Consider the following 24579-nt stretch of genomic DNA (forward strand, 5'->3'; position numbering starts at 1 on the left):
CCTGTTATAGGATAATCCAGTATTAAGTTATTTTTATAAATATTTAATAGGACGTTTAACAAAAGAATTAACGTTTGGCAAAAGAGTTAGACAACCAAATTAAGGTTGAGTCGTCTCCGAATAGTAAAAAATGAAATAAAAGAAAAAAAATAAAAAATTAAAAAAGAGATTTTATTCGTCTCTGAGTTCAACATCGATTTCCATCAGATCTTCTGCCACGCTCACGTTTTCGAATTCGCTTTTTGCATCGGCCAAAACGCTTTCTTCTTCATCGGTCAGGCGCGGGCTGAGATGCGTGAGAATCAGTTTTCGGATGTTGTATTTTTTGGCCATTTTGGCGGCACCTTTGGCGGTTGAGTGACCGTATTCGTAGGCTTGTTGTTCCATTTCCGATGTGAATGTCGCTTCATGGATGACAAGATCGGCACCTTCAGATTCGTAGAAGAAAACATCGGTTTCACGGGTGTCGCCGCTGTAAGCAATCTTTCGGCCGGGACGCATCGGACCGACAACATCTTTTGAATAAACGACGGTGCCGTTTTTGAGCGTGACATTTTCGCCGCGATGGAGTTTGGCAAAATTCGGGCCGGGCTCAACGCCGAGTTCGATTGCTTTTTCACGGTTGAACCGACCCGGCCTCATTTCTTCTTCAAGAATAAAACCGAGCGCAGGTCGATCGTGGTCGGCGCGAACGGCTTTAATGATGTAACCGTTGCGCTGAACAATATCTCCCGGTGCGAGTGTTTTTAAAATAATTTGATATTGAAGTTTGTGGGTGCCGAGTTTTTCAAAGGCTTCCATGACTTCAAAAAGCCCGTCGGGTCCGTAGATTTCAAGTTTCTCTTCGCGGTCAAAAAATCCCATCGTCTGAAGAAGACCGGGAAGTCCCAAAATGTGATCGCCATGATAATGAGACAAAAAAATCGCGCTGATTTTGACGAGGCCTGTTTTTGCTGTCATCATCTGCCGCTGAGAGCCTTCGCCGCAGTCAAAAAGCAAAAGCTCACCTTCTCTGTTGACCATGATGCCGGCCGGATTTCTCTCTTTGGAAGGCAGCGCGCCGCCCGTTCCGAGAAACGTAATTTTAAGCATGGAAAATCAAAAGGTCTTTAATTATTTAAAATATGAGTTTCAATTTAAAAATTCAAATACTCAAAATCAAATTTAATATCAGGATTTTCAACGGGGATTATGATGGCAACAAAGAAAGAAACAAAAACAGAAGCTGAATCGAAAATGAAAACAAAAGTGGAGACGAAAACAAAAACAGTCTCAAAAACGCCGGCGACACAGTCGAAGTCGGCAAAAAAGAAAATAGAAGAAACACCGAGACCCGCCGCTTTCAAAAAATCAGCGGGAAAGCCCGACACAAAGACGCCGCGTCAAACAGTCACGGAAATGCCTGTCGTGAAACGCACAATTCAACCAATCCCGCTTTTCGAGCTTCCGAAGTTTCCGATTTCAAAAAAGCCGGACAACCGTCCGAATTTTAACGCGATTTGGGAAATTTTGCAGCAGCTCTACCCGAAACCGGATGTTGAGCTGGACTTTGAAACGCCGTTTGAAGTCTTGGCCGCAACAATTCTGTCAGCCCAATGCACCGACCGTCAAGTCAATACGGTCACGAAAGTGCTGTTTAAAAAATACAAAACGATTGAAGACTACGCCACCGCCGACCCCGACGAATTCGGAAAACTCATTTATTCAACCGGCTTTTTCAATTCAAAAACAAAACACGTCATCGGCAGCGCCAATATGATTTTAAAAGATTTCGGCGGCATTGTTCCTGAAACGATGGAAGAACTGACCAAACTGCCCGGCGTCGGCCGAAAGACAGCAAACATCGTCCTCTCCCGCGGTTTCGGTATCAATGACGGAATCGCCGTTGACACGCATGTCAAAAGACTGACCAATAAAATCGGATTCACCGAACATGAAGATCCTGAAAAAATTGAACAAGATTTAATGAAATTGGCAAAAAGGGAAGAGTATGACGACTTGTCGCTGACATTGATTTTCCACGGACGGCGCGTTTGCGACGCAAAAAAACCGAGATGTGATGTTTGTGCGATTCAGGATATGTGTCCGTCGGCTTTTGTTTGAGGAGAAAGATTATGAAAGCATATAGATTATTGATTGAGATAATGTTTTTTGTTTGTTTATCTTCTTTTTTTATTTCATATTGTTTGTATAAACAACAGAATTCATTCTGGTTAACAGTTCTGTTAGGAATATTTGCTAGTGGATTTGTTCTATTAATTGATGGAATAATTAACTTTTTAGTAATAAGACGTAAAACGCTATCTCAGATTTATATAAAATTCAATGAATTTTATTGGATACAACGAGATTTTTTAATTTATTCGTCAACAGCTGGTGGTGGAAAATTAAAACCTGTAAAAATTTTGAAAATAAATCCAAAAATTTTTGAACCGAATAATGTTAGAAATAATATATATGAATTAAAAAAAATGGGGTATGAGTTAAATGAATTATTTAAAAATATTGAATCATTCAAATTTGAAAAAATAAATAAAATCCTTAAAGAAATTGAAGATTTATTAAGTATCTTCCAAAAGAAATTAGATGAAAAAGATGAATATATTAAACTCTGTCATGTAACATACCCCACCCTTTCCGATGAATATATAAATGAAATGAGATCCTTTTATGAAGATGGAACAGAAGACCTTGAAATAATATTATGTAAATTAGAAGACCTTGCCGAAAAATATTTACAAATCCCAAAAATAATTGAGAATGTGGAGCATGATGAAATATAAAAAACTTCTAATTTTCATAGAAGTTGCATTAATCTCAAATTATTTCTTATTCTCTTTCGCCGCTTTCACCAACTCAGTAAAAACCGGTTCCGCTCTTTGGGGTCTGGATTTAAACTGCGGGTGATAAAGCGTGCCGATGAAGAATTTTTTATCCGGCAATTCGATGATTTGTTTCATGCCGTTGATTTCGCCGGAGAAGACGAGACCTTTTTCTTCGAGAACTTTAACGAATTCGTTATTGACTTCGTATCTGTTTCTGAATCTTTCGGAAATCGCGTCTTTGCCGTAAATTTTACGGGCGAGGGTTCCTTCTTTGACGGCAACTTCGTATTCGCCGACTTTCATAATGCCGCGGAAACCGGATATATCGCATTCCTTGGTCGTCACGTCAATGACAGGGTATTCTGTTCCGATATCCAATTCCGTTGTGTTGGCACCTTTCAGACCAGCAACGTTTTCAGCGAAATCAATGACTGCGGCCTGCATGCCGAATCCGATTCCGAGGAACGGGATGTCGTTTTCACGCGCGAATTTCACGGTTTTAACAATGCCGTCGGAACCGCGTTCACCAAAAGCCCCGGGAACGATGAGACCGTCATAATTTTTCAAACTTTTAAGAACGGACGGGTCAGATTCGACTTTTTCCGAACTGACGAGTTCAACAGACGCTTTAATTCCTGCGGCGGTTGATCCGTGTTTGACCGCTTCAAAAACACTGATGTAAGAGTCCGGCAAATCTGTGTATTTTCCGACGATGGCTAATTTGACGGCTTCAGAATCCGGCAAATCGGCGACCTTCGCCATTTGATCAACCATTTCATCCCAGTCGGTTGCCGGCGGATTTTCGGGCGGCTGTAAATTAAGCGCTTTGATTAAATGGTCGGTCAACCCGTCTTTATCGAGAATTCTCGGAAGTTCATACAAATTTCTCACATTGTAAGCACTGATAACACATTCTTCAGGAACGTCGCAGAAAAGAGCCGTTTTCTCTTTCGTTTCCTTTTTCAGCGGAAGCGTGGAACGGCCGACAATATAATCAGGAGAAAGACCCAGCGTTCTCATTTCTTTAACAGAGTGCTGTGTCGGTTTTGTTTTCTGCTCGCCCTGCGTGTCATCAAAGAAAAGCGTGACGTGAACGAATTTCATATTTCCGGCAGGCTCTTCATTTTTCATCTGGCGGATGGCTTCCATGTAAAACATACTTTCATAGTCACCGACAGTGCCGCCGATTTCAATGATACAAACATCTGCGCCGCTTCTTTTCGCTGCGGTTCTGAGTTTGTTTTTAATTTCATTCGTGATATGCGGAATAATCTGAACGGTTTTTCCGAGGAATTCACCGCGGCGCTCACGGTCAAGAACAGTGGAATAAACATTGCCGGTCGTGATGTCGTGGTCGGCCGTTAAATCAATGTCCAAGAAACGTTCATAGTTGCCGAGGTCCAAATCAACTTCGCCGCCGTCATTCAAAACACAAATTTCACCGTGCTGAAGCGGCGTCATGATTCCTGCGTTGACATTCAAATAAGGATCAATTTTGACAGCCGTCACTTTGTAACCTCTGTTTTTCAGGTTTCTTCCGATTGATGCTGTGGTAATCCCTTTACCGAGACCGCTAATTACTCCGCCCGTAACAACAATGTATTTCATATTTTGAATTCCTGCTTTAGTTTGATCCTGAATTTTTCAGCCCGAATGAATTGAAATCAAGGATTGAAAATCAACAATTGAGTAATCAATGATTGAATAATCAAGAAATTGATTACAACCCGAGCCGATATTTTTTTGAGTGCGCTTGTGATTGTTTTCGATTAAACGGAATCTGTCAAAATGTCAATTCCAATCGAAAATCATCGCGATTAACTTAAATTTAAAGATAGTAGGGTGGTCGTATAAATAATTAATGTTTAACAAAAAAATAAAATAAGTATCCTTAATCCGTTTTCGAATTTATAATCAGGAATTGAAATAAAATCTGAATATTTCGATAAAAAGATAAATCAAAAATGAAAAAGAAAAATCGAAAAGGAAAAGAAAAATCAAAAATGAAAAATAAAAAGCGAAAAGGAAAAGAAAAATCAAAAATGAAAAAGAAAAGCGAAAAGAAAACAAAAATGAAAAAGAAAATTAAAAGAATAAAACAAAATAAAAAGCAAAGGATTTCTCCTTTGCCGATTGACTTTTAGAAACAGAAATCAGAATTTCATAGACGGGGAAAAGGAATTACAACAATAGTCATCAAAGACTTCATCTTCCACTTCCGCCAATTTTTTCTTATAATCTTTTGATTTCGGGTCGTATTTTTTCATTTTTTCCTTAACTTCAGCGTTCATTTGGTCAAGAATTTTTTGACTGAACCCTTCCGTATTTTCTGCCGTGAACATGGTTCATCATCTATAGATTAAATTAATTCGATTTTCGATGTAATTTCCCCGTACATTGAAAACCGCTGAAGCCGGCGACGTACGCCGCAAACGGCAATGTGAATATCAGATTCAATTCATAATAAAATGAAAATAAATCTCCGGTCAACGCTTTCGTTCACCTGAATAGTTATTTTCTTTAATACGATATATATTTGATGATAACCCCGATCAATTCAAAATATGAAAATCGTTTTCATTTTTCAAAACAATTTCAAGTGAACCGTTGTACTCCTCAACCGACCCTTTGACACCGATTCGGCGGTCAACATCGACTTTTGAATAAATGGCAGACGCGCCGGATGATTTCGGAATAAAAACAGGCAGAACGGTATGATCATCACATTCCATTTGAACAATCAAATGCTCGCCCTTAAAAGTCATTTTTTTACTCATTACCAACCCTTCCGCATAAACCGTTTTTCCGACATCCGCCACCGTCGGAATAACAGCGTTTTCGCCGGCAGATGTCCAAGACGCATGGTCAGCCGAAATGACGGCATACAGTAGAAAAACGGTTGAAAAAGCCATTAAAAATAAAATAATCACAATTTTGTTTTCAGTTTTCATTATAATTCCTCAGCATCAAAATAAACACCGAGCGGATATAATTTATGAAATTTTCAAAAACGAAAAGATTAAATGACCGGATTAAAAGCAACGCCGCTTTCTCAAAACAAATTGAAAATGAATGAGAATATGGAAAAAATGGAAAATAAATTGAAAAAACGGAAAATAAATTGAAAAAAACGGAAAATAAATTGAAAAATATTATAATGATTATTAGTAAAAACTCTATTTTTAATCATTATAGTTACAAACATTTTCAATATCAAAAGAGATTGTTTTACCAGATAATACATATTCGTATTTTTATAAATATAACTTATTCGGCATAAAATCGATACAAAAATATTATATATCACTGAATTTTTCAATTTATTGTTGACAAAAATAAAAAGATGAAGTTCTTTGGAAAATTGTCAAAAATCAAATTCAGTAACCAAATTATAGAATATAGAATTTGATTGTAAACCTAAATTAAGCCTAAATTAAACCTAAATTAAAACTGAGTATAGAAAAAATTGAAACAAAACCTTTAGACAAAATTTAGCAAATCCCCAAAATCCCCAAAAAATCTGATTGATTGTCGCATTACAATTCGGAATGCGGCAGCAATCCGATTGTGCATCGCCGATCAAACACCAAAACCAAAATTCAAATTATTTCAAAAAATAAAAGGTGAAAACTTTTGGCAATAGACAGCGGTTCAACAGCTTTTCTGCTTATTTGTACAGCTCTTGTAACACTTATGGTACCTGCTTTAGGTCTTTTTTACGGCGGATTGGTTCGTAAAAAAAATATCATTTCAATGGTCTTCCTCAGCTTTCTGGCGCTTTCGATTGTCAGCATTCAGTGGGTTCTCTTCGGATATTCCCTCTCATTCGGACCGGACATCGGCGGCCTCATCGGCGGCTTGGATTATGCCGGACTAATCGGAATCGGCATGGAAGATACAATCGTTGAAGGCATTCCCGACATTCTTTTCATTGCTTTTCAAATGATTTTTGCAGGCCTTTCCCTTGCAATTATCACATCCGGTTTCGCCGAACGCGTGAAACTGGCGTCATTCATTGTTTTCGGTCTTCTTTGGACCACACTCGTTTATGACCCGCTGGCGCACTGGGCGTGGGGCGGCGGCTGGGCACACGCGCTTGGTGCATTGGACTTTGCCGGCGGAACGGTAGTTCACATCAGCGCCGGTTTCGGCGCGCTTGCAGCAGCCTTTGTCATCGGCAAACGTTCCGGCTTCGGCGAAACAAAAATGGTTTCTGCACCCCAAAATATTCCACTGACCCTTCTCGGAGCAGGTCTTCTGTGGGTCGGCTGGTTCGGCTTTAACGGCGGATCAGCACTTGCCGCGGACGGAATTGCAGCACTTGCCGTCATGAACACGGCACTTGCCGCCGCTTCGGGCGCACTGATCTGGATGATTGTCAGTTCCATCAAAAGTAAACCCAGTGCCGTCGGTCTGGTTTCAGGAGCGTTGGCAGGTCTTGTCGGCATCACACCCGCTGCCGGATATGTCGAAATATTTCCGGCAATCATCATCGGCGGCATTGCCTCCCTCGTTTGTTATTACGCTTTAATATTCCGCGTCAAAAAAGGATGGGATGAAAGTTTGGATGCCTGGGCCATTCACGGTGTCGGCGGTCTTTGGGGCGCGATTGCAACCGGCATTTTCGCCTCTTCCGCGCTGGCCGGTGTCGGCGGTCTGATTGAAGGCAACTTTATGCAGTTTGCCGTCAATGCGGGAGATGCGATTATCGCTGTTGTTTTCTCATTCATCATGACATACATCATCGCGCTTGCCGTCAAAAAAGTAATGGGACTTCGCGTCTCTGAAATCGAAGAAGATCTCGGACTGGACATTTCCAACCACGGAGAACGCGCTTAATAAAATTTAAACGGTGAAAAATATGAAAATGATTATGGCAGTAATCCGCCCCGAAAAATTCGACGCGGTCAAACAGGCACTGGCTGACAAAGGCTATTTCGGCATGACCGTCACGGAAGTTTCCGGGCGCGGTGAACAAAGAGGCGTTTGCCTGCAATACAGAGGAAAACCGATTCATGTTGATGTGATTCAAAAAACGGAAATTCAACTCACGACATGCGATGAAAAAGCGGATGAAGTAATTGACATTATTCGAACAACCGCCTGCTCCGGAAGAATCGGAGACGGCCGCATTTTTGTCGTCCCCGTTGAAAAAGCAATCACCATCAGAACCGGTGAAGTATTTTACTGAACCCCGACTGAATATGATTAAAATGAAAGAAAAACATATTTCTTTCATTTTTCCTCCATTTTTCTTTTCATTTTTCTTTCATTTTTTCATTTTTTCATTTTTCTTTCATTTTTTTCATTTTTCTTTCATTTTTTACTCGATTCTTACTTCATATTTTTATGGTGCTGCCGCCGCGCGCGAGCCGCTCCGCTTTTCAAGAAATCAATAAAATGAACACTTTTTTTAAAAATCAATAAAATGAACACTGTTTTTTAAAATCAATAAAATGAACACTGTTTTTTAAAATCAATAAAAATGAAAACGGTCTTTTAGAATCAGAATCAACAAAACAGACCATGTTTTTTAAAAAATAAAAAAGAGAACGGAATTATTCACAATCCGTTCCGTCAATCGATAAAGCCTGATGCGGGCACATGCCGACACAAAGACCGCACCGAATGCATTTTTGAGTATCCATCGTCAAGCTCCAGTCTTCGGCGTATCCGAAAACTTTAGACGGACAAACGGAAATGCAGGCGCCGCAATCAACGCATTCTTTTTCATCCCGGCAGATCAGCGTATCCAACAGCTGAACCGCGACCCCGCGGGATTCAAATTCATCTTTGATGGCTTCATAACTTTTGTCAATGACTTCAATAATGATTTCGCCGCCTTTTGAATCCACGTGAGAGGAAACAATACTGACAAGAATGCCTGTTTTGATAATCACTTCGGATAAAATCGGTGATTTTACACGCTCTTCTGGAAAACTGATTTTAAGTTTCATTCATGCTTCCCCCTTGTGAAAAGTTTGCTGATGTGCTCGCTTGTTAACATGCCGATTACATTTTGATTGCTGTCAATGACAGGAATTGCGGAAATCTTGAATTCCGTCAGTCTTTTGGCAACCACATCAATGGTTTCATCAGGTGAACAGGTAATCACGTTTTTTGTCATACAAGCGTTGACCGTATCGGTGTTCCCGTCCGCGACCGCCTTTGAGATGTCCCACGATGTAATGATGCCGACAAGTTTACCGTTTGAAAGAACGGAAACATGATTGCGCTCATTCTGTTTCATGAGTCCGGCCGCTTCAATGATGCCGGCAGACTCATCCACCGTAATGACTTTTTCGCCCATGACATCGCGAACGACAGGTGTCTTGTTCGTTTCTTTCATGGGTTTGGTCGATTGTTTCGGCGGCAGCGTTGTCGTATTTGCGCCGAGCAGGAAAGTGCCCGCAACAATGCGGCGCTTTAACTCTTCTGCCACGTCACGGGATTTCTTGAAGCTGGACATACAGGATGTCGTAACATCTTTTCCGTTGAGCGAAATGCTGCCCGAGCGAAGTTCTTCATAGTTGGCATTTCTGACAACCGGACGATCACGCTTGCCGATACTGTAATCTTTAATACTGACTTCAATATCTTTATCGCGGACAGCTGTTGCCTGTGCCATTTCGGCATCCAAGATCGGAATCGGAATACCGATGCCCAGGAACAGAGAGGTTCCGTAACCTTCGAAACTGGCGGCATTGACATATTCTTTTGTCATTTCTTTGAGATTTGCCGTTGTCATGAGAGTTCCGTAGCCGGACGCTGTTGAACATTGCGTTCCTTCGCCGACAACCGTACCCTCGGCACCGCCCATAAAAATTTTGGTGCCCGCGCCGATGGTTCTGTAAGTCGGATCATTGGAAAGCGGCGACAAAATGCCGGCACCGGAATACGTCACATTTTTGAAATCCGGGAGCAGTTCGCCCATGTAAGTATGAATAATTTTCTTCGATCCGTTCGTTGCGGCATCGTATCTCTGGTAAACATTTCTCGGATTCACCATGATTGCCTGATTCAAATCATCCAGCGTAATCGTCGTCGTTAACTCCTTTCTCGGATAACAGTCCGTTCCGTAGGACTGGGCAACGACTTCAACTTCTTTGCCGCAGATCAAATCTTCAATGACGTGTGCGCCGCCATATTTAATGCCGAGCTTTTCAGACACTTGCGTTGCGCCCAAGTAGGAATCAACGGCAGCGATGCCGCTGTACGCTTCAACGTCATTCATGAACATTTTCGTAATTTTAATCGGGATTTCGGAGTGACCGAAGTTGAGGAAAACGCCTGAAGAACACATAGCGCCGAAAGTCCCCGTGGTCACCACGTCAACTTCTTTAGCCGCCTTTTCGGCACCGATATTATCTACAATGTCAGACATTTCTTCAGCTGTCACGACACAGACATTACCGGATGCGATTTTTTCATTGATTTCAGCAATCGTTTTCGCCATTTATTCGTCTCCTTTTCAAGAAAACCGCATCAGCGATTTCCGTTATAAGATATGTATGTTTGATTTGATTTTTATTTAGTATTAAAACCTGATTCGCCCGACCTTTTATGAAAATAATTCCATGAAAATGATTTCATGATAATGATTTCATGAAAATGATTCTATGAAAATAATTCCATGAAAATGATTCCATGAAAGATGATTCATACAAGACGGAATCAGAATGTAAAAGCTATTCATTTATTACGCTTTTGATTATAAATTCTGCTACCGAAACTGCCACATTCAAAGATTTTAAGAATCTCATAAGTTTTTTTAAGAGACTCTTATTGAAATATTGACAAATGCAAATATTTTACAAATGTTCATAAATTTGAATGATTTGTGCAGTAACAATTAGAACATACAAAAGTATATAAATTTTTCACTGAAATATAACTGACAGTAATATTTTCGAATAAAACAATGCAATATACAGGTAGCTCGGAAATATAAAAATCTTTTAAAAATAATATCGAATAGACCACTCATATTAAATAAAATGTTGCAGTTATACTTTTTTAGAATTCAAAGAAATGGGAATTATATCATTAAAACAGGCGATTATGATGGAAAAGAGTCAAAAATATCCCGATGTAACATTGCTGAACCCGGAAGGAGCGGTTATTGATACATATACCAAACGATATCTTGAACTCGGTCACCGCTTCTATGATTTATTCAAACATGATTTGAAGAACTATCAAAATGCTATTTTTATGGCGCTTGATCTTTACCAATTAAAGAAGGAAGACAAATATCTTTCAATGGTTGAAGAAGCCTCTCAAAAGAGTTTAGAGCATATTGAAGCCATTAAAGAGATTGAGCCTTTTGTTTACAGCGGCGGAAATCTCGGCTTTTATTCCTTTTACGCTTGTATGAACCGAATTATTTCAAAATACCCGGACAGAGAAATTGAAATAAACGGCAATGATATCTGTGTTTTTGCAGATTCCGCTTTTCCGAAATTATTTGATTTGATGTTTCAAATTACATTGGATAATGAAACCAAACACAAGATATCATTTACAACTTCCGAATTTCAAGAAGACGGATTGAAAAAATGCAACGTTAAAGTAGAAATTCACAACTTCTCAATTCCCGGAAATGCGCTTGAAACTATTTTAAATGAAGATACGAACAGCGTGACCGGCGATAGGATGAGTCTGTCTTTTTATGTTGCGAAAATGATTCTTTACCGTTACTCCGGCAATTTGAAACTGACGGAATCAACAAAAGATAAAACTGTTTTGTCGGTCACATTTTTGAGTGCCGACAATCCCGTCTTCAATTCAAACCGGTAAACGCTCGGATAATCTTTTATTTCATGCCGAACATTGCTTTTCAAGGTGACACCTTTGACGCGCGTTTTGGCAACAGGAACTTTTGACATTTTACATCCGGGACATCTTTATTTTTTGGAGCAGGCAAAAATGCTCGGCGATGAACTTTATGTCATCATCAGCCGCGATGTCAATGTCAATCACAAACCGACGCCGATTATTCCCGAAAAACAGCGTTTGGAAATGGTTTCTGCATTGAAGCCGGTCGATTTCGCGCTTCTCGGCAGCTTAACGGATTATTTTGAGCCGATTGCAGAAATTCAACCCGACATCATTGTTCTCGGCTTTGACCAAAAATTCCAAGAAAAAGAATTGGAAGAAGCCTTAAACAAGCGCGGATTTTTCCCGAAAGTGATGCGTCTGCCGCAAATCGGCGGCGATTTTTACAGCAGCCGGGCAATTGCCGCAGAAATCATTGAGCGGAAAAAGAAACACCGGCCGATTGAATAATAAAATTCGATTCAAACAAATTTTAAATTATCTTTTTTGCAGTTTATCATAAGAAAATATGCCACCCCTTTTTTTACATTTTAATCAAAGAAAACCATGCTCTTTGCATTTCATCTAAAGAACACACCCCGTTTTTTGCAGACATGATAAATACGATGCGTCTTATTCGCAGTGCGGCTGTTGCCGGCAGCAGCTTGTGCCGGCAAGGCAGCGACTGACAGAACGGAAACGGCAAGATAGAAGCAGCAAAACAGAAACGATAAGGTAGCGGCAGCAAAACAGAAACAGTAAGGTAGCAGCAGCAAAACAGAAACGGTAAGGTAGCAGCATCACGTTCGCGAAGCGAACGGCTGTGACAAAAAGAAGCAGGTACATGTAGCAACGCTGGTAAACGCAACAACGCCAATAAACACAGCAACAATCGATAAACGCAGCAAATTAAACGAAACTAAGCAAAAAAGAAAATCAATCTGATCGAAAATCCATGTTTCGTTTTTGCTGTATCGGCTGAGTACGAATCCGCAAATTTCCGATTCCTCACTCAGCTTCGCTTCGTTCAGAATCGAAAATTAGCGGGCAGTTGTTTCGGGTTTCAGCGAAACGGATAAAAATCGCGAAGCGATTTTCTATAAACACCGCCCCCCACTGCTCATGAAAAATTGTGAGCGAAGCGAACAATTTTTGCAAACTTCCGATTCCTCGCTCAGCTTCGCTTCGTTCAGAATCGAAAATTAGCGGGCGGTTGAATCGGGTTGTATTGTATTATAAAAAGGTTTGAGATTATAATTGAAAATTAAAACTATTCAGCGGCATTAATAAAAAATCGGCGGGAATCGGCGGGACTTAATAAGAAGCGGAAGCGACATCGTATGCTGTTTGAATTAACCGAAGCCATGTGTTCAGCGCGGAGCGGAGTGAAATGATGTCACTGCTTTGGATTTCCAAGACAAGCCCCTCTTTTTCTAAAGAAAGCGAAATCACGGAGCGGTCTGAAATGGATTCATTCGTTTCGGGGAGGAGGCTTTGATAAATATCGGAAAGCAACTCCGGGGTTTTCGTTGTGATTGAAAAACGGGCTTGAGCTTTCAAAAAATCGCCTCAGTGAGTGATATCGGATTTTATTCCTTTGATATACAATCTCAAGAATAAGCGGTCGTTGGAATAAAAATCCAAACGGTCATCCTGAATATACAAACGGCGAACATAAGCCCCGTTGGATTTCGGTTTGGATTCGCCTTTGAAAACCCACGGAACAGCGCGAACTTCACCAAGCTCTTTGGGCGGATCTTTTTTATTGTGCTTAAACAAATCGTTTAAAGACTCGGGCGGCATAACCAAACCCTTGTCTTCAATCACAAACATATTCAAAAAAGCAAAAAGCGGAGAAGAGTCGGAGCCGTAAAAAAGGCGTTCGCCGTAACGAAGCTCAGCCTGCGGCACAGGATCAAAAGAAGTTTCCGAAAAACGGAGTGATAAAAATAAGCGTCCGGAAGGATCGTAAAAAGAAAGGCTGCCGGGATTTCCATGAAATTCCCCGACGATACACAAGACGGCTCCGCTTCCCCTTTCCAAAACTTCAGACAACGGCATTTTACCGCGCGTCATGTAAGCTGCGTCACAAAAAAGTGCCAGCTTTTTGCATAAAATTTTAGTTTTGAAAGAAGGTTTTCGGGAAGACGTCAGAAGCATCATTGTTACTCGGCCTTAATTCTTTTAATGGTTGCCGGGCGTTTTTTAACGAGAATTCTGTGGCCGCAATAGAGACAGCGGACACCTGCGTTTTCATAGTCGATGTCAATTTCTCTTTTGCAATGGGAACAGTAATAAGACAAATAAGTCACCTTTTTAATTCATTCTGAAAAGTCGAATTACAATTTAGATAATTCAACATATAAAATTAATGTAGATACAATCAATACCAAAAAATAAAAAGAAAGAAGAAACAGAAATGGCCCTCACAGCCTCTGTTTCCTTACTCTTCGTCTTCTTCTTCGTCCAAGAAATCATAGTGGTATTTCATGGAGCTGTCTTGAAGAGCGTTCTTCATTGTGTTCTGGAATGTCTTGCCGACAGCGGTCTGCGGAATGTATGTGCCGCCTGCGAATTTGAAGCCGCATTTCTTGCATTCCCAGATGCCTGTACCGATTCTTCTGACGGTCGGGAGGTCACATTTTGCACAGGTGTGCGGACCTCTTGTGCGTCCTTCAAGGTCGGCGACGAGCTTTCTGTCCTTTCTGCCGTATCTGACACCAAATCTGCCGGCAGATCTGGAAACTTTACCTTTGCGTGAGTTGTTTTTTCTAACCATAATGTTTCACCTGAATAAAGCGCCAAGCGCATATCATTTTGAAAATTTAACTTGAATGACTCAAAAAACGATTGTATCGCGCTGTTTGAATCAAAAAGGTTGAATGTATTAAAACAAGATTCAACCTCTTATAGAAAGATTAGATAAATATCTTTCCCTTAATTCGGCTCCCTTCTCCCCCGCAAGTTTGACCATTTCCAAAACAGTCTCGGGAAGTAAAGGTTCTGCACCGCTTTTCTGCATACCGGAAATCGCGCCGTCATTTTCCGTAATGATTGTCAGCTTTGTGCCGCAGACATTTTCTTCATCGGAAATGGGGTCCAAAATGAGCGTGTTGTCAATGCTGACGACTGTCACGCCAACCGGAATGTTCTGCATCGGCAGCGGAATGGAATCAAAGCCGTTTGCTTCGTCTGCCGGAACGGTGGTTGTCAATAAAGCGGCAATAGATGCCAAACAGGAAGCATCAACAATGTTTCCGGCATCGTTAATCACGCTGATGTCAACAAAAACCATCCAGACGAGCTCGCCTTCTCTGATACAAAGCTTTTTCAAATCAATAGAATGAGATTCGCGAATACCGCGGTCAACGATTCTTGACATTTCAATGGCTTCTTCGCGGGGCGGGCCGGCTTCAAAGTCGGGTGATGCCAACGGATTGAGTTCCATGCCGGTCATAATAATGCCTTCGCCCGGAGAATCCGGAAAAGGCGTTCCCTTCTGAAGTTTAATGCCGACCAAAATCTTGGTTTCGCCGTATTTGACATAAGCGGATCCTTCGGCTTTGGCAATGACATTTGTTTTAACGGAGATGTCGCGCATTTCTCTGAAATCGCGGCCGTCGGCACGCTTGCCTTCAACGATTAAATTGTGAATAAAATCTCTCTTTAAAGCGGAAAGTACTTCGTGTGCCATAATTATTCCTCCTCCTCGTCATCATCAAACTCTTCGTCGGATTCTTCTTCATCAGAATCTTCCGCGTCAATGACAAAAATATCGGTTTCTTCGTCATCGTCAGAATCATCATCATCGTCATCTGACTCTTCGTCATCGTCAGCCATATCGGAAACGAAGGCTTCGATTTCTTTCAAATCATCCGCATCCATTTCATCGTCTTCTATAATGACAATGTCTAAATCTTCGTCTTCAAAGAGACCGTCTGCCAAATCAATGTCGGTTTCACATTTTTCAGCTTCATAGTTGCGAATGATTGCAGAAACGTCTTTTGCGAGGCGTTCGGAAACTTCGGCAACGAAAGCGTCAATGTCATCTTCGTCAAAATCAGCTTCGTCAGCATCTTCGGATTCAACTGAAATTTCCACATCAGCTTCGGCATCGTCTTCGATTTCTTCTTCAACGATAATTTCTTCTTCATCGTCATCCATAACGGACGCGAACTTTTCCAAAAGCGCCGCCTTCTGAATTTCAAGAACCTGGCGGCAGCCTTTTTGAACAAGCTCCATGGCTTCTTCGAATTCGGACGGCGTTAAGTGACCGTCCATTTGAATCAATGTGATTTTGCCGTCTTCGGTCATGGCAATCGGCAAATCGGCTTCACCGTAATTGTCTTCAGGCTTGTTCAAGTCCAAAACGATTTTGCCGCCGACTTTACCGGCAGCGCAAGCGGAAACAAGCCCGCGCATGGGAATGCCTGCGTCAACGAGCGCCAATGACGCAGCGTTGATTGCAGCGGTTCTTGTGCCGGCATCGGCCTGAAGCACTTCAACGAAAATGTCAATGGCCGCTTTCGGATAATCTTCAGCGAAAAGAACAGGCTCGAACGCTTCGCGGCTGACTTTTGAAATTTCACTGCTGCGGCGGCTCGGCCCGGGACGGGCGCGGTCTTCCACGGAGAAAGACTGCATATTGTATCTGTAGCGGATGACTGCTTTGTTGGCCAATTGCATGCGGCGCGGGTGCGCTTCGCGGGGGCCGTAAACTGCGGCAATCACTTTGTTTGCGCCCCATTCTAAATAGCAGGAGCCGTTTGCGCGTGACAAAACGCCGATTTTAATTTTCATTGGGCGGATTTCGTCGGGTTTTCTCTGGTCTGTTCGAAGACCATTTTCATCAAAAAAAACCACATCGGTTTGGTTTGAACTCATTTCAATTTCTCCAAGAATAAATATAATGATTAAAGTTTCCGTTCACGATTTTGACTTACCTGTCAGACTTATTGCCTTGGTGAACGGGCGGGTGTGTAAAGAAGACGCTCTTAAAACAGGAACAATTTTCTTGCTTGAAAGCCTCGGGCTGCGTTAAACGCGGTCTTTTCGCGGTTGATTTTTTAACGTCGGATCCTGCCGGCGCAACGGTTTCGTTTTGAACAAAATCAAACTCGACCGCGGCATCTTCAACAGAATCGCCGACAGCAACAGATTTGCCGACCGCCGGAATTAATTTTGAATCCTTTTCCGCCGCTTTTTTAGATTTTCGCTCTTTCTTCGGCAATTCTTCCAAGGCTGCTTCAGCCGATTCAATGACTTGTTTTGAATCTTCAACAGCATCGCTTTTCTTTTTGCGGGTAACCGTCTTTGCTTTCTTTTCAGGAACAGAGTCAACGGATTCTGAAACGCTCTTGCTCTTTTTCGGTTGGACGACGTCATGTGCTTTGCGGCCGGCAGCTTCATATTGTTCATCAATAAATGCAGCGGTCAAATCTGTGAGTCCCGGAAGACGGGCGTCGGATTCGATTTTCTTCAACGCGCTCATTAAAATGTCCATATCGGTTGAGTCGCCGTTCATCCAAATACGCCCGTTGCCGCCGACGAAAATATCGCAGCCGGTTTTGGCTTTGAGCATTGAAATCATGGCGCCTGAGCGGCCGATGATGCGTGAAACTTTTGAAAACGGCACTTCGAAAAGGCGCCCTCTTGTCAGTTTTTTACAAACGGGATCTTTGTAAGTCAATTCGACTTTCATTTCCGCGTTGACATCGGTCACTTTCAGCAAAACAGTATCACCGATTCCAAAATGCTGCGTCATTTCTTCAGAAGGAACACGCAGCGGATATTCGGTGACATGCAAAAGCCCTTCATACGGGCAATTAATGTCAAAAATCCAATTCGATGACGTGACAACTGTCACATAGCCGATAAGAAGATCGTTTCTCTTCGGCATATAGGGACCTGTCAGCGGATGGACAGAAAGTTTTCCTTTCTGGGTCAAAAGTCCGCACACCGAGGCGTAGACTTTTCCGCCGGAAATATATGTTCCGGAGCCGGACATTGCTGGGTCATCGGAAAGCAATTCTCCGGGTATAACAATTCTTTTTTTATCCATTCTATCCTCTGTTCATTAAGTTTTATACCGTACGCTTTAATCATTTTTATAGTCTTTCACGAAAATCAAATTCCCGAAAATTAAATCAAACGGGAATCACCACCCCGTTTGATGAATGTTTTTTAAAAATGGTGCGGCTCGCGCGCGGCACCGGCGGTTATCGACAGCAAGCAGAGAAAGCAGCAACAGAGCGGCAACGGGACAGCGGCACCCGAGCGGCAGCAAAGCAGCACCCGAGCGGCGACAAGCGCGAACGGAAGGTAGCTGTGCCCCCGTTCGCGCAAGCGAACGGATGTGATAAAAAGAAGCAGATGTACGCAGCAACACGAGCAGCAGCAACACGAGTAGCAGCAACAAGAGCAGCAGCAACAAGAGTAGCAGCAACAAGAGCAGCAGCAACACGAGCAACGGAAACACAATCAGCAGCAATGAGAATAATAGCAAAGAGAAGTCACTGCAAAGAAACAGCAAAAAGAAAAAAGCGGCAATCTCCATACGCTTCTGCATCTTCTTTGAGCAGCCGCAAATTCCGATTCTGCCCTTCGCTTTGCTCAGGTCAGAATTCGGAATTAGCGGTCGTATGTGAGATTTTAATTATTAAAGAAAAATGAAGTCAGGAAATAAAAAAGAAATAATTAAAAAAAAGAAATAATAAAAAGATTTTAAAAAGATTTGAAATAATTAAATTTGAAATAATTAAAATGTTTAGTCGCCGAAAATTACTCTTTCGGCGCGTCATCCTTAATCAATTTCGTTTCTGCTTCTCCTTTTGTTAAATGGTTTAACAAGGCGTAAAAATCGGTTTGCATGCCGGCGGGAATTCTGACGACGGCAATCCATGAACCGTCCCCTTGCCATTCGTTTTTCAACATTTTTCCGAAGCCGGAGATGTCGCCGTACGCTTTCGGTGCGTAAAGCGGCGGGATTCTGACGGCAACGCTGACTTCTTCAAAGCGGATCGGGATCAGCGGGCGAATCGCTTTCATTGTGATTTGGACGTTGTCGTCAACGCTTTTCATCGGGTCAATGTTGACTTTGGCTTCCTCCATCGCAATTTCAATGCGCTGCGGCGGATGCGGTGCCATTGTCTGCGGATTGACGGCGTTTTGAGCGATGAACGTCACAACCAATCTTCTTTTTTCTTCCAAAAAACGTTTGCGCTGTTCTTTTGTCAGCTGAATTTCACCGTCTTTCAAAATAATGGAAGCGATTTGAAGCACGTCATCTGTTTGGAAAGTTGAAACCAAATCGGAGTCGGCAATTTTATCACCGCGGCTCGCGTTTTCAAAAACAGTTTCAACCGCCAAAATATCGGCGATATTAATTTCTTCGCCGCGCTTGTAAGCGAGCGCAAGCTCAGGATCGACAAGAATTTCAAACTCTTTGCTTCCTTTTTTAATGTGAGCCGTCACGGCATCGTCAAGTGAGACCATAAAATCAAATCCTGATATATTTTAAGAGATTACTGTTTTTATGTTTAATTTCATTTAAAGCGTTTTGGTAAAAAACAAAAAGAAAAAGAAAGAATCCGCCGGAGCGGATTTTTGAATTAAAGAAATCAGATGTCGAGATCTTCGTCAGAAGCGGCGCCTGAAGCAGCCGATTCGCCTTCAGTTCTCGGATATTTCTCATAGATTTTGTCAGCGTAAACTTTGACTTCTTCGGTTGTCAGTTTACGGAAATCTTTGGTTGAAACCGGAATAATGCCGACTTCGAGCGTCTCGGGCTTGAATTTACCGTCAGCCGCTTTGTAAAGTGCTTCAACGCCGAGAAGAATGGCGTCTTCCAACGACATTTCTTCGTTATAATCCGCTTCAAAGACTTCAATGACAGGAGCGCGTCCGGCGCCGATGGCCGTTGCTTTGTATTCCAAAAGCGCACCGCTCGGATCTGTTTCGAACAGGCGGGGCGTACTGTCTTCAACGCCTGCAATCAAAAGAGAAGTGCCGTACGGGCGTGTGCCGCCGTATTGCGTAAAAGTCTGTTTGTGGTCGCAGATTTTCTTGGAAATGACTTCAACACCGATCGGTTCGTCGTAAGAAACGCGGTTGACCTGCGCTTCAACGCGGGCACGGTCAATCAATGCGCGAGCGTCGGCAACGAGACCGGATGTCGCGGCACCGATGTGGTCATCGACCTGAAAAATCTTTTCGATGGAATTGGATTCGATCAAACGGCTTGAGACGCGTTTGTCAACCAATAAAACGACACCTTCCTGCACCTTAATACCGACAGCGGTTGTTCCTCTCTTAACAGCTTCTCGGGCGTATTCCACCTGATAAAGGCGGCCGTCCGGAGAAAAGACTGTGCTTGCGCGGTCGTACATTTGGGGGGCCATATCTTTCATGATTTAAGTCTCCTGTTATTTTTGTTTTTATTAGATTATTTTGTTTTTATTAAATTTAATTTTTATTTTTAAGAAATTGTATTAAAAATAAATATGAATTTTTGTTTTATACGAATCAAACAATATAAAGATTCGGAAAGTCAACCGTTTGTCAAATCAAACGGTCAGCCCGGTCAGATAAATCAACCGAAAATCAAACGGTTATCAGTTTCCTTTTTGAAGAAATTTGATCTGCGCGCCTTTGACGGTTCCTGAAACACCCGCAGCCCGCACAATCACCTTTTGTCCGTCAATCCATGTCATAAACGTCAAAACGCCGATTGTTTGTGAAACAGAAGTGTGCCAACACTTAACGATGCCGACATTATCTTCGAACCCGAGAACAGAAATGCCGCAAACGGCAAACCCGACATCGCCTAAAACAGCGCACCCCGCTTGAGAAACAGCCGCGATAAAAGCGTTTCTTTGAACGGGAGCATCGCTGATGACTTCAACGGCAATGTATCTTTTTCGTTTTCGAAGTGACGGTAAGAGCGGTTCCAAATGAATACACCTGTTTTGAGAAATACAGATAAAAGGAACATAAGTAGATTTAATCATTTTGTTCAAAACTGAAAAATCAGCCGAACTTCGTTTTTCACAATAAATGTGATGTCATTACACCCGAGAAATGGCTTTTGTTGTTTATAAATATTACCGACATATAAAAAATATACAAACAGCACAGTCAATAATGCAAATCAATAATGCAAATCAATAACGTAAATCAATAACGTAAATCAATAATGCAAATCAATAACGTAAATCAATAATGCAAATCAATAACGTAAATCAACAATACAAATAAACAACACAACCCGACAAATTAATCCTGAAGATCTTCTGTCAAGATTTCAACGCCCGAAGCGATGATTTGACCGGACCGCTGCTTTTTCCGGCGTTCAATAATTTCTGCAGGAAATTGAGAAACGCCTTTGGCTGATTCTTCCCGCGACAATCCGAGAAGCGTGCCGAAAGCTTCACATTCATAAGGTCCGCGCGCATCATAAAATGAAATTGCGCCGCTGATTGTCAAAACAGGAACATTGTATTTATTCAGAACCGGAATCATTTCCATACAGTCCGAAAACAGTTTGCTTCGGCGGTATCCTTTGGTTTGCAAAAACGGATACAAATCAAATCCGAAAGCGGTTTTCCGATCCCGCGCGATTTTTGCAACAATGTGATTGATCTGACCTGCACTGACATGAAGATTGCTGCTGCCGTTCTGCGCCCGACCTGCTGCATAAGTGACGGGAATGACAAGGTCTGCTTCCGGCGACTCGGCTGCCGCGCGGATGACTTTTTCATCGGATGAGCGGACAGCAATGAAATCGGCGTTCGGTCTTTCTTTTCGAATCAGAGAATGAAGCGCGTTTTCGTTTTCGGCTTCAATTTCAATGCCGTTATAATAGCGAACAGCACCGTCGCCGTTTAATAAAGAGTGATAAACACCGCTGAAATCGGAATCGAATTTGCCGGGTTTTTTGAAAAGAATGACATCCGTGAATCCGAATTTTTTGAAAAATGAATCAACGTGTTCCGTAAATGAAAATAAATCATCAGAATCTAAATCATCAGAATCTAAATCATCAGAATCTAAATTATCAGAATTAAGATTTTCCGCCGCTTTGGAACAAAGATCTTCAATCAGATTAACGGAAACGTAATCAAAATACCGTTTGGATTGAACGGGTTGATTGGATTGGACGGAACAATCAAATTGATTGGATTGACCGGTTTCAATCGAATTCGGATTATTTGCAGCCAAACAATTCCTCCACGATGGGACCAGCTTTTTCCCATGATTTCGGATAGGTTTCAATTTTGACGCGAACAAAAATCGCGTCAGAAGATTCGGTGAATTTGAGCTTGCCGGCGGCTGCGGCTTGCTTTGAAAAACGCATGTAGAAATTTAAATCATCATCCAAACGTTCGGGCATTTGTTCGCGAAGGATTTCCAAATCGTCTTCGCTGATGTTTTCTTTGAAGAATTGAACAAATTTAGAACAGGCGCCTTTTTTCTTTAAAACGGCGGTTTGAATGTGAATCGGGTTGTTGAAGTGCCCTTCGGTTTCGATTGTCTCTTTCAAATCTGTGAGATTATCTTTCGGAGACAGGCAAGGTGCCAAAAAAAAGTCCAGAGCCGAGTCGACTCCGGACAAATCTTCTGTCGCGTGCGCAATGACGCGAAAATTGATATGATGAATCAATCACTTTCCTCTGTTCATGTGTGCGCGAAGGCTCGGTCTGTTCTTTTCAGAACCGGTTCCGCGGACCATTAAACCTCTGCCCTTTTTGCCGGCGCTGGTGAGGCCGCGCTGTGCTCTGCCGCGGTTTGCGGGGTTGCAAAGCCAGTTCAGGCGTTTGTCGCTCTGAATCACAGGGTGGTTCGGGTCGACGAGAATAACTTCGTACCACTTGAATTTACCGTCCTGAGCAACCCAGTAGGAGTTGAGGACTTCCATGTTCGGATATTTACGTCCGGCACGTTCTTCACAGATTCTCTGGATGCTTTTGCCGGCGGTAATTTTGTTCATACCCATGTTGTGTGTACGTCTTCCGCGGATGTATCTGGACTTTCTGAGACCGCCGCGTCTGACTTTGACACGTGTGACAATGATGCCCTGCTTGGCTTTGTAGCCGAGAGATCTGGCACGGTCAATTCTTGTCGGGCGTTCAATTCTTGTAACGGAACCTTCTTTTCTCCAGGTCTGGAGGCGTTCCCATCTGAGTTCATCCACGTAGGTTTCTTCCGGTTTTTTCCAGGCGTCCCTAACGTATCCATAGTAAGATTTTACCATTTTGTTTCACCAATTTTTTGTAGTTTCACGGTTCAGCCGTCATCTTTTGCCGGCCACATTCCAACGGGACGGATCCCGAAATGAAACATGTGCCATATCCGTTCATTGCATTTAAAGGTTTTTAAAGAGAGAAATCACCCCCATTTGCAATACACCAGCATAACCTTCAAAAACTTATTTCTACATTAAATAGTTATGACTTTAGAAAATCTTATTAGCTACTTCAACTTGATGCCTTTTGACGATCCATCAGCACCTTCATATTACAATTTTTTATTAGCTGTTGCAACATTTCTATTCTTTTTTGCAACATTAATAACCATAATAATTTCTTTAAAAATGGCATAGACTTCAAATACAGCACTTAAAGTAAACAAAATAGATCAGATCAATAGAGAAATTGTGTTGTTGGAAGATAAAATAAATGAAAGTGATTTAAAAACTAAAAAGTTTACTGATCCATTAAATAGACACCTGATAAATCTGAATAATAGAATTGCAGATTTAAGCCCATCTATCGAAATAAAAGCAATAGATGAACCAACTATTGGGGAAACCATCATTATGATATTTAACATGACCCAAGATGAAAAAAACAATTATTTCGTTAGTGTCAAACTAAATGAAAAAGTGTTAGATTTATCGGTTTATCTTTATAGTTCTATGGAAAATAAAACACCATACATCCTTGAAGATTTATCAAAATTGATTAATGATGTGTTATTAACCCTTTCCGATGAAAAAAAGCAGGATGATAAGAAAAGAGATGAAAATTATACAAGACTTACTAACCTTTTAAAACAAAAAGAAAAATTAAAATGACAAAAAATGAGGAATACATACTCAATTTTTGAAAATCCTTTTCATTATTCCATTAATTAGAGACGATTAAAATCAAATTGAATTTATAATAAAATTAAATAATAGATTTCAACAGCATACAACAAAACGATAATAAATAAACAGCTTTGAAGAAAGAATTTAACAATTTTTCATTGATGTAAGTTACTTGTCATTATATACGTATCTGTATTCATGATGAAGTTATTATATTCCATCCAAAAAACAAAGCCAGCATCTTAAATCAATTCAAAAAATAGTAGGATAAAGGATTTTCAAAATATATGGAATAGAGGCCTTTATGACATTTTTTGATTTCCCACCCAAGAATTTCAATGCTTTTATAGTTGTTAATTCCCGATCTATTTCATTTGAAACTTTCATTTCTTCAAGTATTTTTAAAAGTTCAGTTTTATCAACAGAATTCAATTCGGCATCAGAAAGATTATTTATTGTTTCAACTGCATTTTCCAATGTAACACTAGACATATCAAAAATATTAGCTTCAGATTTAGATGATAAATTAGCATACATAGTAATTTGCAAGTCAATTCTTGCCTTTTCTAATTCCATTTCTCTTAATTTTTTATCTTGGGCTTCTTTTTCTTTTTCAAGAAGGAGATCATCAATACGAATTTCAAGAGCTTTGATGACAACTCCAGTAACACCGTATTTTGAGCCAATAGAAGGGCATTCTGTCCTGTATGCAAGACCTATTTGATGTGTTTTATAAGACGTATCACTATCTAATTCGGATCTAATAGATTCAATGTCTTTTTTTATATTATTTATTTTATTATCATATGCTTCCATCAGTTTAAACTATGTCTCAATTTATAAAATACT

The 24579-nt window shown here is 41.2% G+C and carries 29 protein-coding genes; 7 read left to right on the plus strand and 22 right to left on the minus strand.

The genetic code is table 11. The annotated features are described in order from the left end of the window. Positions 1-171: 171 nt before the first annotated feature. On the minus strand, positions 172-1092 hold the full coding sequence (gene rnz, locus C7391_RS00760) for a ribonuclease Z (RefSeq protein ID WP_133516636.1): 921 nt from the start codon (positions 1090-1092) through the stop codon (positions 172-174). A 102-nt stretch (positions 1093-1194) separates the two neighbouring features. Between rnz and nth the strand changes: the two genes are divergently transcribed. After that, positions 1195-2103: an endonuclease III gene (gene nth, locus C7391_RS00765; protein WP_317852533.1), complete on the plus strand. Its 909-nt coding sequence runs from the start codon at positions 1195-1197 to the stop codon at positions 2101-2103. An 11-nt stretch (positions 2104-2114) separates the two neighbouring features. Then, positions 2115-2783, plus strand: a complete 669-nt coding sequence (locus tag C7391_RS00770) for a hypothetical protein (RefSeq protein WP_133516637.1) — start codon at positions 2115-2117, stop codon at positions 2781-2783. Positions 2784-2822: 39 nt separating this feature from the next. Here C7391_RS00770 and C7391_RS00775 read toward each other — a convergent pair whose 3' ends face one another. From C7391_RS00775 to C7391_RS00785, 3 genes are all read right to left on the minus strand, one after another. Further along, on the minus strand, positions 2823-4433 hold the full coding sequence (locus C7391_RS00775; RefSeq protein ID WP_133516638.1) for a CTP synthase: 1611 nt from the start codon (positions 4431-4433) through the stop codon (positions 2823-2825). Between the two features lie 545 nt (positions 4434-4978). Continuing rightward, positions 4979-5167, minus strand: a complete 189-nt coding sequence (locus tag C7391_RS00780; protein WP_133516639.1) for a hypothetical protein — start codon at positions 5165-5167, stop codon at positions 4979-4981. Between the two features lie 210 nt (positions 5168-5377). Then, a complete protein-coding gene (locus C7391_RS00785; protein WP_133516640.1) occupies positions 5378-5776 on the minus strand; it encodes a hypothetical protein in 399 nt (132 codons plus the stop codon). 682 nt (positions 5777-6458) lie between these two features. On the opposite strand from C7391_RS00785, the gene C7391_RS00790 reads away from it, so the two are divergent. Together C7391_RS00790 and C7391_RS00795 are read left to right on the plus strand one after the other, a co-directional pair. After that, the gene (locus C7391_RS00790) at positions 6459-7664 is read left to right on the plus strand and encodes an ammonium transporter (protein ID WP_133516641.1); all 1206 of its coding nucleotides are present in this window, start codon (positions 6459-6461) and stop codon (positions 7662-7664) included. A gap of 22 nt (positions 7665-7686) precedes the next feature. Further along, entirely contained in the window at positions 7687-8016 is a 330-nt protein-coding gene (locus C7391_RS00795) for a P-II family nitrogen regulator (protein ID WP_133516642.1), read from the plus strand. A 367-nt stretch (positions 8017-8383) separates the two neighbouring features. On the opposite strand, the gene C7391_RS00805 is transcribed toward C7391_RS00795, so the two are convergent. Next, positions 8384-8782 (minus strand): 4Fe-4S dicluster domain-containing protein, encoded by a 399-nt coding sequence (locus C7391_RS00805; protein WP_133516643.1) that lies wholly within the window; start codon positions 8780-8782, stop codon positions 8384-8386. Further along, positions 8779-10281 carry a homocysteine biosynthesis protein gene (locus C7391_RS00810; protein WP_133516644.1) on the minus strand — a complete coding sequence of 501 codons (1503 nt, stop codon included), beginning with the start codon at positions 10279-10281 and terminating at the stop codon, positions 8779-8781. The genes C7391_RS00805 and C7391_RS00810 overlap by 4 nt, the downstream gene beginning before the upstream one ends. Positions 10282-10856: 575 nt before the next feature. Between C7391_RS00810 and C7391_RS00815 the strand changes: the two genes are divergently transcribed. Further along, a complete protein-coding gene (locus C7391_RS00815; RefSeq protein ID WP_133516645.1) occupies positions 10857-11624 on the plus strand; it encodes a hypothetical protein in 768 nt (255 codons plus the stop codon). Between the two features lie 54 nt (positions 11625-11678). Continuing rightward, complete coding sequence (locus C7391_RS00820) at positions 11679-12113, plus strand: adenylyltransferase/cytidyltransferase family protein (RefSeq protein WP_133516646.1); 435 nt, start codon at positions 11679-11681, stop codon at positions 12111-12113. A gap of 162 nt (positions 12114-12275) precedes the next feature. Here C7391_RS00820 and C7391_RS00825 read toward each other — a convergent pair whose 3' ends face one another. From C7391_RS00825 to C7391_RS00895, 15 genes are all read right to left on the minus strand, one after another. Further along, positions 12276-12488 (minus strand): hypothetical protein, encoded by a 213-nt coding sequence (locus C7391_RS00825; protein ID WP_133516647.1) that lies wholly within the window; start codon positions 12486-12488, stop codon positions 12276-12278. A gap of 468 nt (positions 12489-12956) precedes the next feature. Then, a complete protein-coding gene (locus C7391_RS00830) occupies positions 12957-13202 on the minus strand; it encodes a KEOPS complex subunit Pcc1 (RefSeq protein WP_133516648.1) in 246 nt (81 codons plus the stop codon). Between the two features lie 9 nt (positions 13203-13211). Then, the gene (locus C7391_RS00835) at positions 13212-13802 is read right to left on the minus strand and encodes a hypothetical protein (protein ID WP_133516649.1); all 591 of its coding nucleotides are present in this window, start codon (positions 13800-13802) and stop codon (positions 13212-13214) included. 5 nt (positions 13803-13807) lie between these two features. Beyond that, entirely contained in the window at positions 13808-13945 is a 138-nt protein-coding gene (locus C7391_RS00840) for a DNA-directed RNA polymerase subunit P (protein ID WP_133516650.1), read from the minus strand. A gap of 140 nt (positions 13946-14085) precedes the next feature. After that, entirely contained in the window at positions 14086-14421 is a 336-nt protein-coding gene (locus tag C7391_RS00845; protein ID WP_133516651.1) for a 50S ribosomal protein L37ae, read from the minus strand. Positions 14422-14541: 120 nt separating this feature from the next. Next, positions 14542-15336, minus strand: coding sequence for an exosome complex protein Rrp42 (gene rrp42, locus C7391_RS00850; RefSeq protein ID WP_133516652.1), 795 nt, complete (start codon positions 15334-15336; stop codon positions 14542-14544). Between the two features lie 2 nt (positions 15337-15338). Continuing rightward, positions 15339-16526 (minus strand): exosome complex exonuclease Rrp41, encoded by a 1188-nt coding sequence (rrp41, locus tag C7391_RS00855; protein WP_133516653.1) that lies wholly within the window; start codon positions 16524-16526, stop codon positions 15339-15341. A 55-nt stretch (positions 16527-16581) separates the two neighbouring features. After that, on the minus strand, positions 16582-17703 hold the full coding sequence (gene rrp4, locus C7391_RS00860; RefSeq protein ID WP_133516654.1) for an exosome complex RNA-binding protein Rrp4: 1122 nt from the start codon (positions 17701-17703) through the stop codon (positions 16582-16584). Between the two features lie 96 nt (positions 17704-17799). Further along, the gene (locus tag C7391_RS00865) at positions 17800-18210 is read right to left on the minus strand and encodes a hypothetical protein (RefSeq protein WP_133516655.1); all 411 of its coding nucleotides are present in this window, start codon (positions 18208-18210) and stop codon (positions 17800-17802) included. 212 nt (positions 18211-18422) lie between these two features. Continuing rightward, the gene (locus C7391_RS00870) at positions 18423-19136 is read right to left on the minus strand and encodes a ribosome assembly factor SBDS (protein WP_133516656.1); all 714 of its coding nucleotides are present in this window, start codon (positions 19134-19136) and stop codon (positions 18423-18425) included. A 125-nt stretch (positions 19137-19261) separates the two neighbouring features. Then, entirely contained in the window at positions 19262-20050 is a 789-nt protein-coding gene (gene psmA / locus C7391_RS00875; RefSeq protein WP_394343198.1) for an archaeal proteasome endopeptidase complex subunit alpha, read from the minus strand. A 204-nt stretch (positions 20051-20254) separates the two neighbouring features. Continuing rightward, positions 20255-20593: an Rpp14/Pop5 family protein gene (locus tag C7391_RS00880; protein WP_166627340.1), complete on the minus strand. Its 339-nt coding sequence runs from the start codon at positions 20591-20593 to the stop codon at positions 20255-20257. A 322-nt stretch (positions 20594-20915) separates the two neighbouring features. Continuing rightward, a complete protein-coding gene (locus C7391_RS00885) occupies positions 20916-21860 on the minus strand; it encodes an RNase P subunit p30 family protein (RefSeq protein WP_166627341.1) in 945 nt (314 codons plus the stop codon). Next, complete coding sequence (locus tag C7391_RS00890; RefSeq protein WP_133516659.1) at positions 21847-22302, minus strand: RNA-binding domain-containing protein; 456 nt, start codon at positions 22300-22302, stop codon at positions 21847-21849. Before C7391_RS00890 ends, C7391_RS00885 begins: the two co-directional genes overlap by 14 nt. Beyond that, positions 22303-22893: a 50S ribosomal protein L15e gene (locus C7391_RS00895; protein ID WP_133516660.1), complete on the minus strand. Its 591-nt coding sequence runs from the start codon at positions 22891-22893 to the stop codon at positions 22303-22305. A gap of 405 nt (positions 22894-23298) precedes the next feature. Here C7391_RS00895 and C7391_RS00900 point away from each other — a divergent pair, with 405 nt between their 5' ends. Next, complete coding sequence (locus tag C7391_RS00900; RefSeq protein WP_166627342.1) at positions 23299-23715, plus strand: hypothetical protein; 417 nt, start codon at positions 23299-23301, stop codon at positions 23713-23715. Positions 23716-23982: 267 nt separating this feature from the next. Here the strand turns inward: C7391_RS00900 and C7391_RS00905 are convergent, their stop codons facing one another. Beyond that, positions 23983-24546, minus strand: a complete 564-nt coding sequence (locus C7391_RS00905) for a hypothetical protein (protein ID WP_133516662.1) — start codon at positions 24544-24546, stop codon at positions 23983-23985. Positions 24547-24579 lie beyond the last annotated feature (33 nt).

It is taken from the genome of Methanimicrococcus blatticola (genome assembly GCF_004363215.1).
GTDB classification, from domain to species: Archaea; Halobacteriota; Methanosarcinia; order Methanosarcinales; family Methanosarcinaceae; genus Methanimicrococcus; species Methanimicrococcus blatticola.

Excerpts from the sequence above, each read along its gene's own strand:
- rnz (WP_133516636.1), bottom strand. The coding sequence starts at position 1,092 with ATGCTTAAAATTACGTTTCTCGGAACGGGCGGCGCGCTGCCTTCCAAA.
- nth (WP_317852533.1), top strand. The coding sequence starts at position 1,195 with ATGGCAACAAAGAAAGAAACAAAAACAGAAGCTGAATCGAAAATGAAA.
- C7391_RS00770 (WP_133516637.1), top strand. The coding sequence starts at position 2,115 with ATGAAAGCATATAGATTATTGATTGAGATAATGTTTTTTGTTTGTTTA.
- C7391_RS00775 (WP_133516638.1), bottom strand. The coding sequence starts at position 4,433 with ATGAAATACATTGTTGTTACGGGCGGAGTAATTAGCGGTCTCGGTAAA.
- C7391_RS00780 (WP_133516639.1), bottom strand. The coding sequence starts at position 5,167 with ATGTTCACGGCAGAAAATACGGAAGGGTTCAGTCAAAAAATTCTTGAC.
- C7391_RS00785 (WP_133516640.1), bottom strand. The coding sequence starts at position 5,776 with ATGAAAACTGAAAACAAAATTGTGATTATTTTATTTTTAATGGCTTTT.
- C7391_RS00795 (WP_133516642.1), top strand. The coding sequence starts at position 7,687 with ATGAAAATGATTATGGCAGTAATCCGCCCCGAAAAATTCGACGCGGTC.
- C7391_RS00805 (WP_133516643.1), bottom strand. The coding sequence starts at position 8,782 with ATGAAACTTAAAATCAGTTTTCCAGAAGAGCGTGTAAAATCACCGATT.
- C7391_RS00810 (WP_133516644.1), bottom strand. The coding sequence starts at position 10,281 with ATGGCGAAAACGATTGCTGAAATCAATGAAAAAATCGCATCCGGTAAT.
- C7391_RS00815 (WP_133516645.1), top strand. The coding sequence starts at position 10,857 with ATGGGAATTATATCATTAAAACAGGCGATTATGATGGAAAAGAGTCAA.
- C7391_RS00825 (WP_133516647.1), bottom strand. The coding sequence starts at position 12,488 with ATGTACCTGCTTCTTTTTGTCACAGCCGTTCGCTTCGCGAACGTGATG.
- C7391_RS00835 (WP_133516649.1), bottom strand. The coding sequence starts at position 13,802 with ATGCTTCTGACGTCTTCCCGAAAACCTTCTTTCAAAACTAAAATTTTA.
- C7391_RS00845 (WP_133516651.1), bottom strand. The coding sequence starts at position 14,421 with ATGGTTAGAAAAAACAACTCACGCAAAGGTAAAGTTTCCAGATCTGCC.
- rrp42 (WP_133516652.1), bottom strand. The coding sequence starts at position 15,336 with ATGGCACACGAAGTACTTTCCGCTTTAAAGAGAGATTTTATTCACAAT.
- rrp41 (WP_133516653.1), bottom strand. The coding sequence starts at position 16,526 with ATGAGTTCAAACCAAACCGATGTGGTTTTTTTTGATGAAAATGGTCTT.
- rrp4 (WP_133516654.1), bottom strand. The coding sequence starts at position 17,703 with ATGGATAAAAAAAGAATTGTTATACCCGGAGAATTGCTTTCCGATGAC.
- C7391_RS00865 (WP_133516655.1), bottom strand. The coding sequence starts at position 18,210 with ATGCAGAAGCGTATGGAGATTGCCGCTTTTTTCTTTTTGCTGTTTCTT.
- C7391_RS00870 (WP_133516656.1), bottom strand. The coding sequence starts at position 19,136 with ATGGTCTCACTTGACGATGCCGTGACGGCTCACATTAAAAAAGGAAGC.
- psmA (WP_394343198.1), bottom strand. The coding sequence starts at position 20,050 with ATGAAAGATATGGCCCCCCAAATGTACGACCGCGCAAGCACAGTCTTT.
- C7391_RS00895 (WP_133516660.1), bottom strand. The coding sequence starts at position 22,893 with ATGGTAAAATCTTACTATGGATACGTTAGGGACGCCTGGAAAAAACCG.
- C7391_RS00905 (WP_133516662.1), bottom strand. The coding sequence starts at position 24,546 with ATGGAAGCATATGATAATAAAATAAATAATATAAAAAAAGACATTGAA.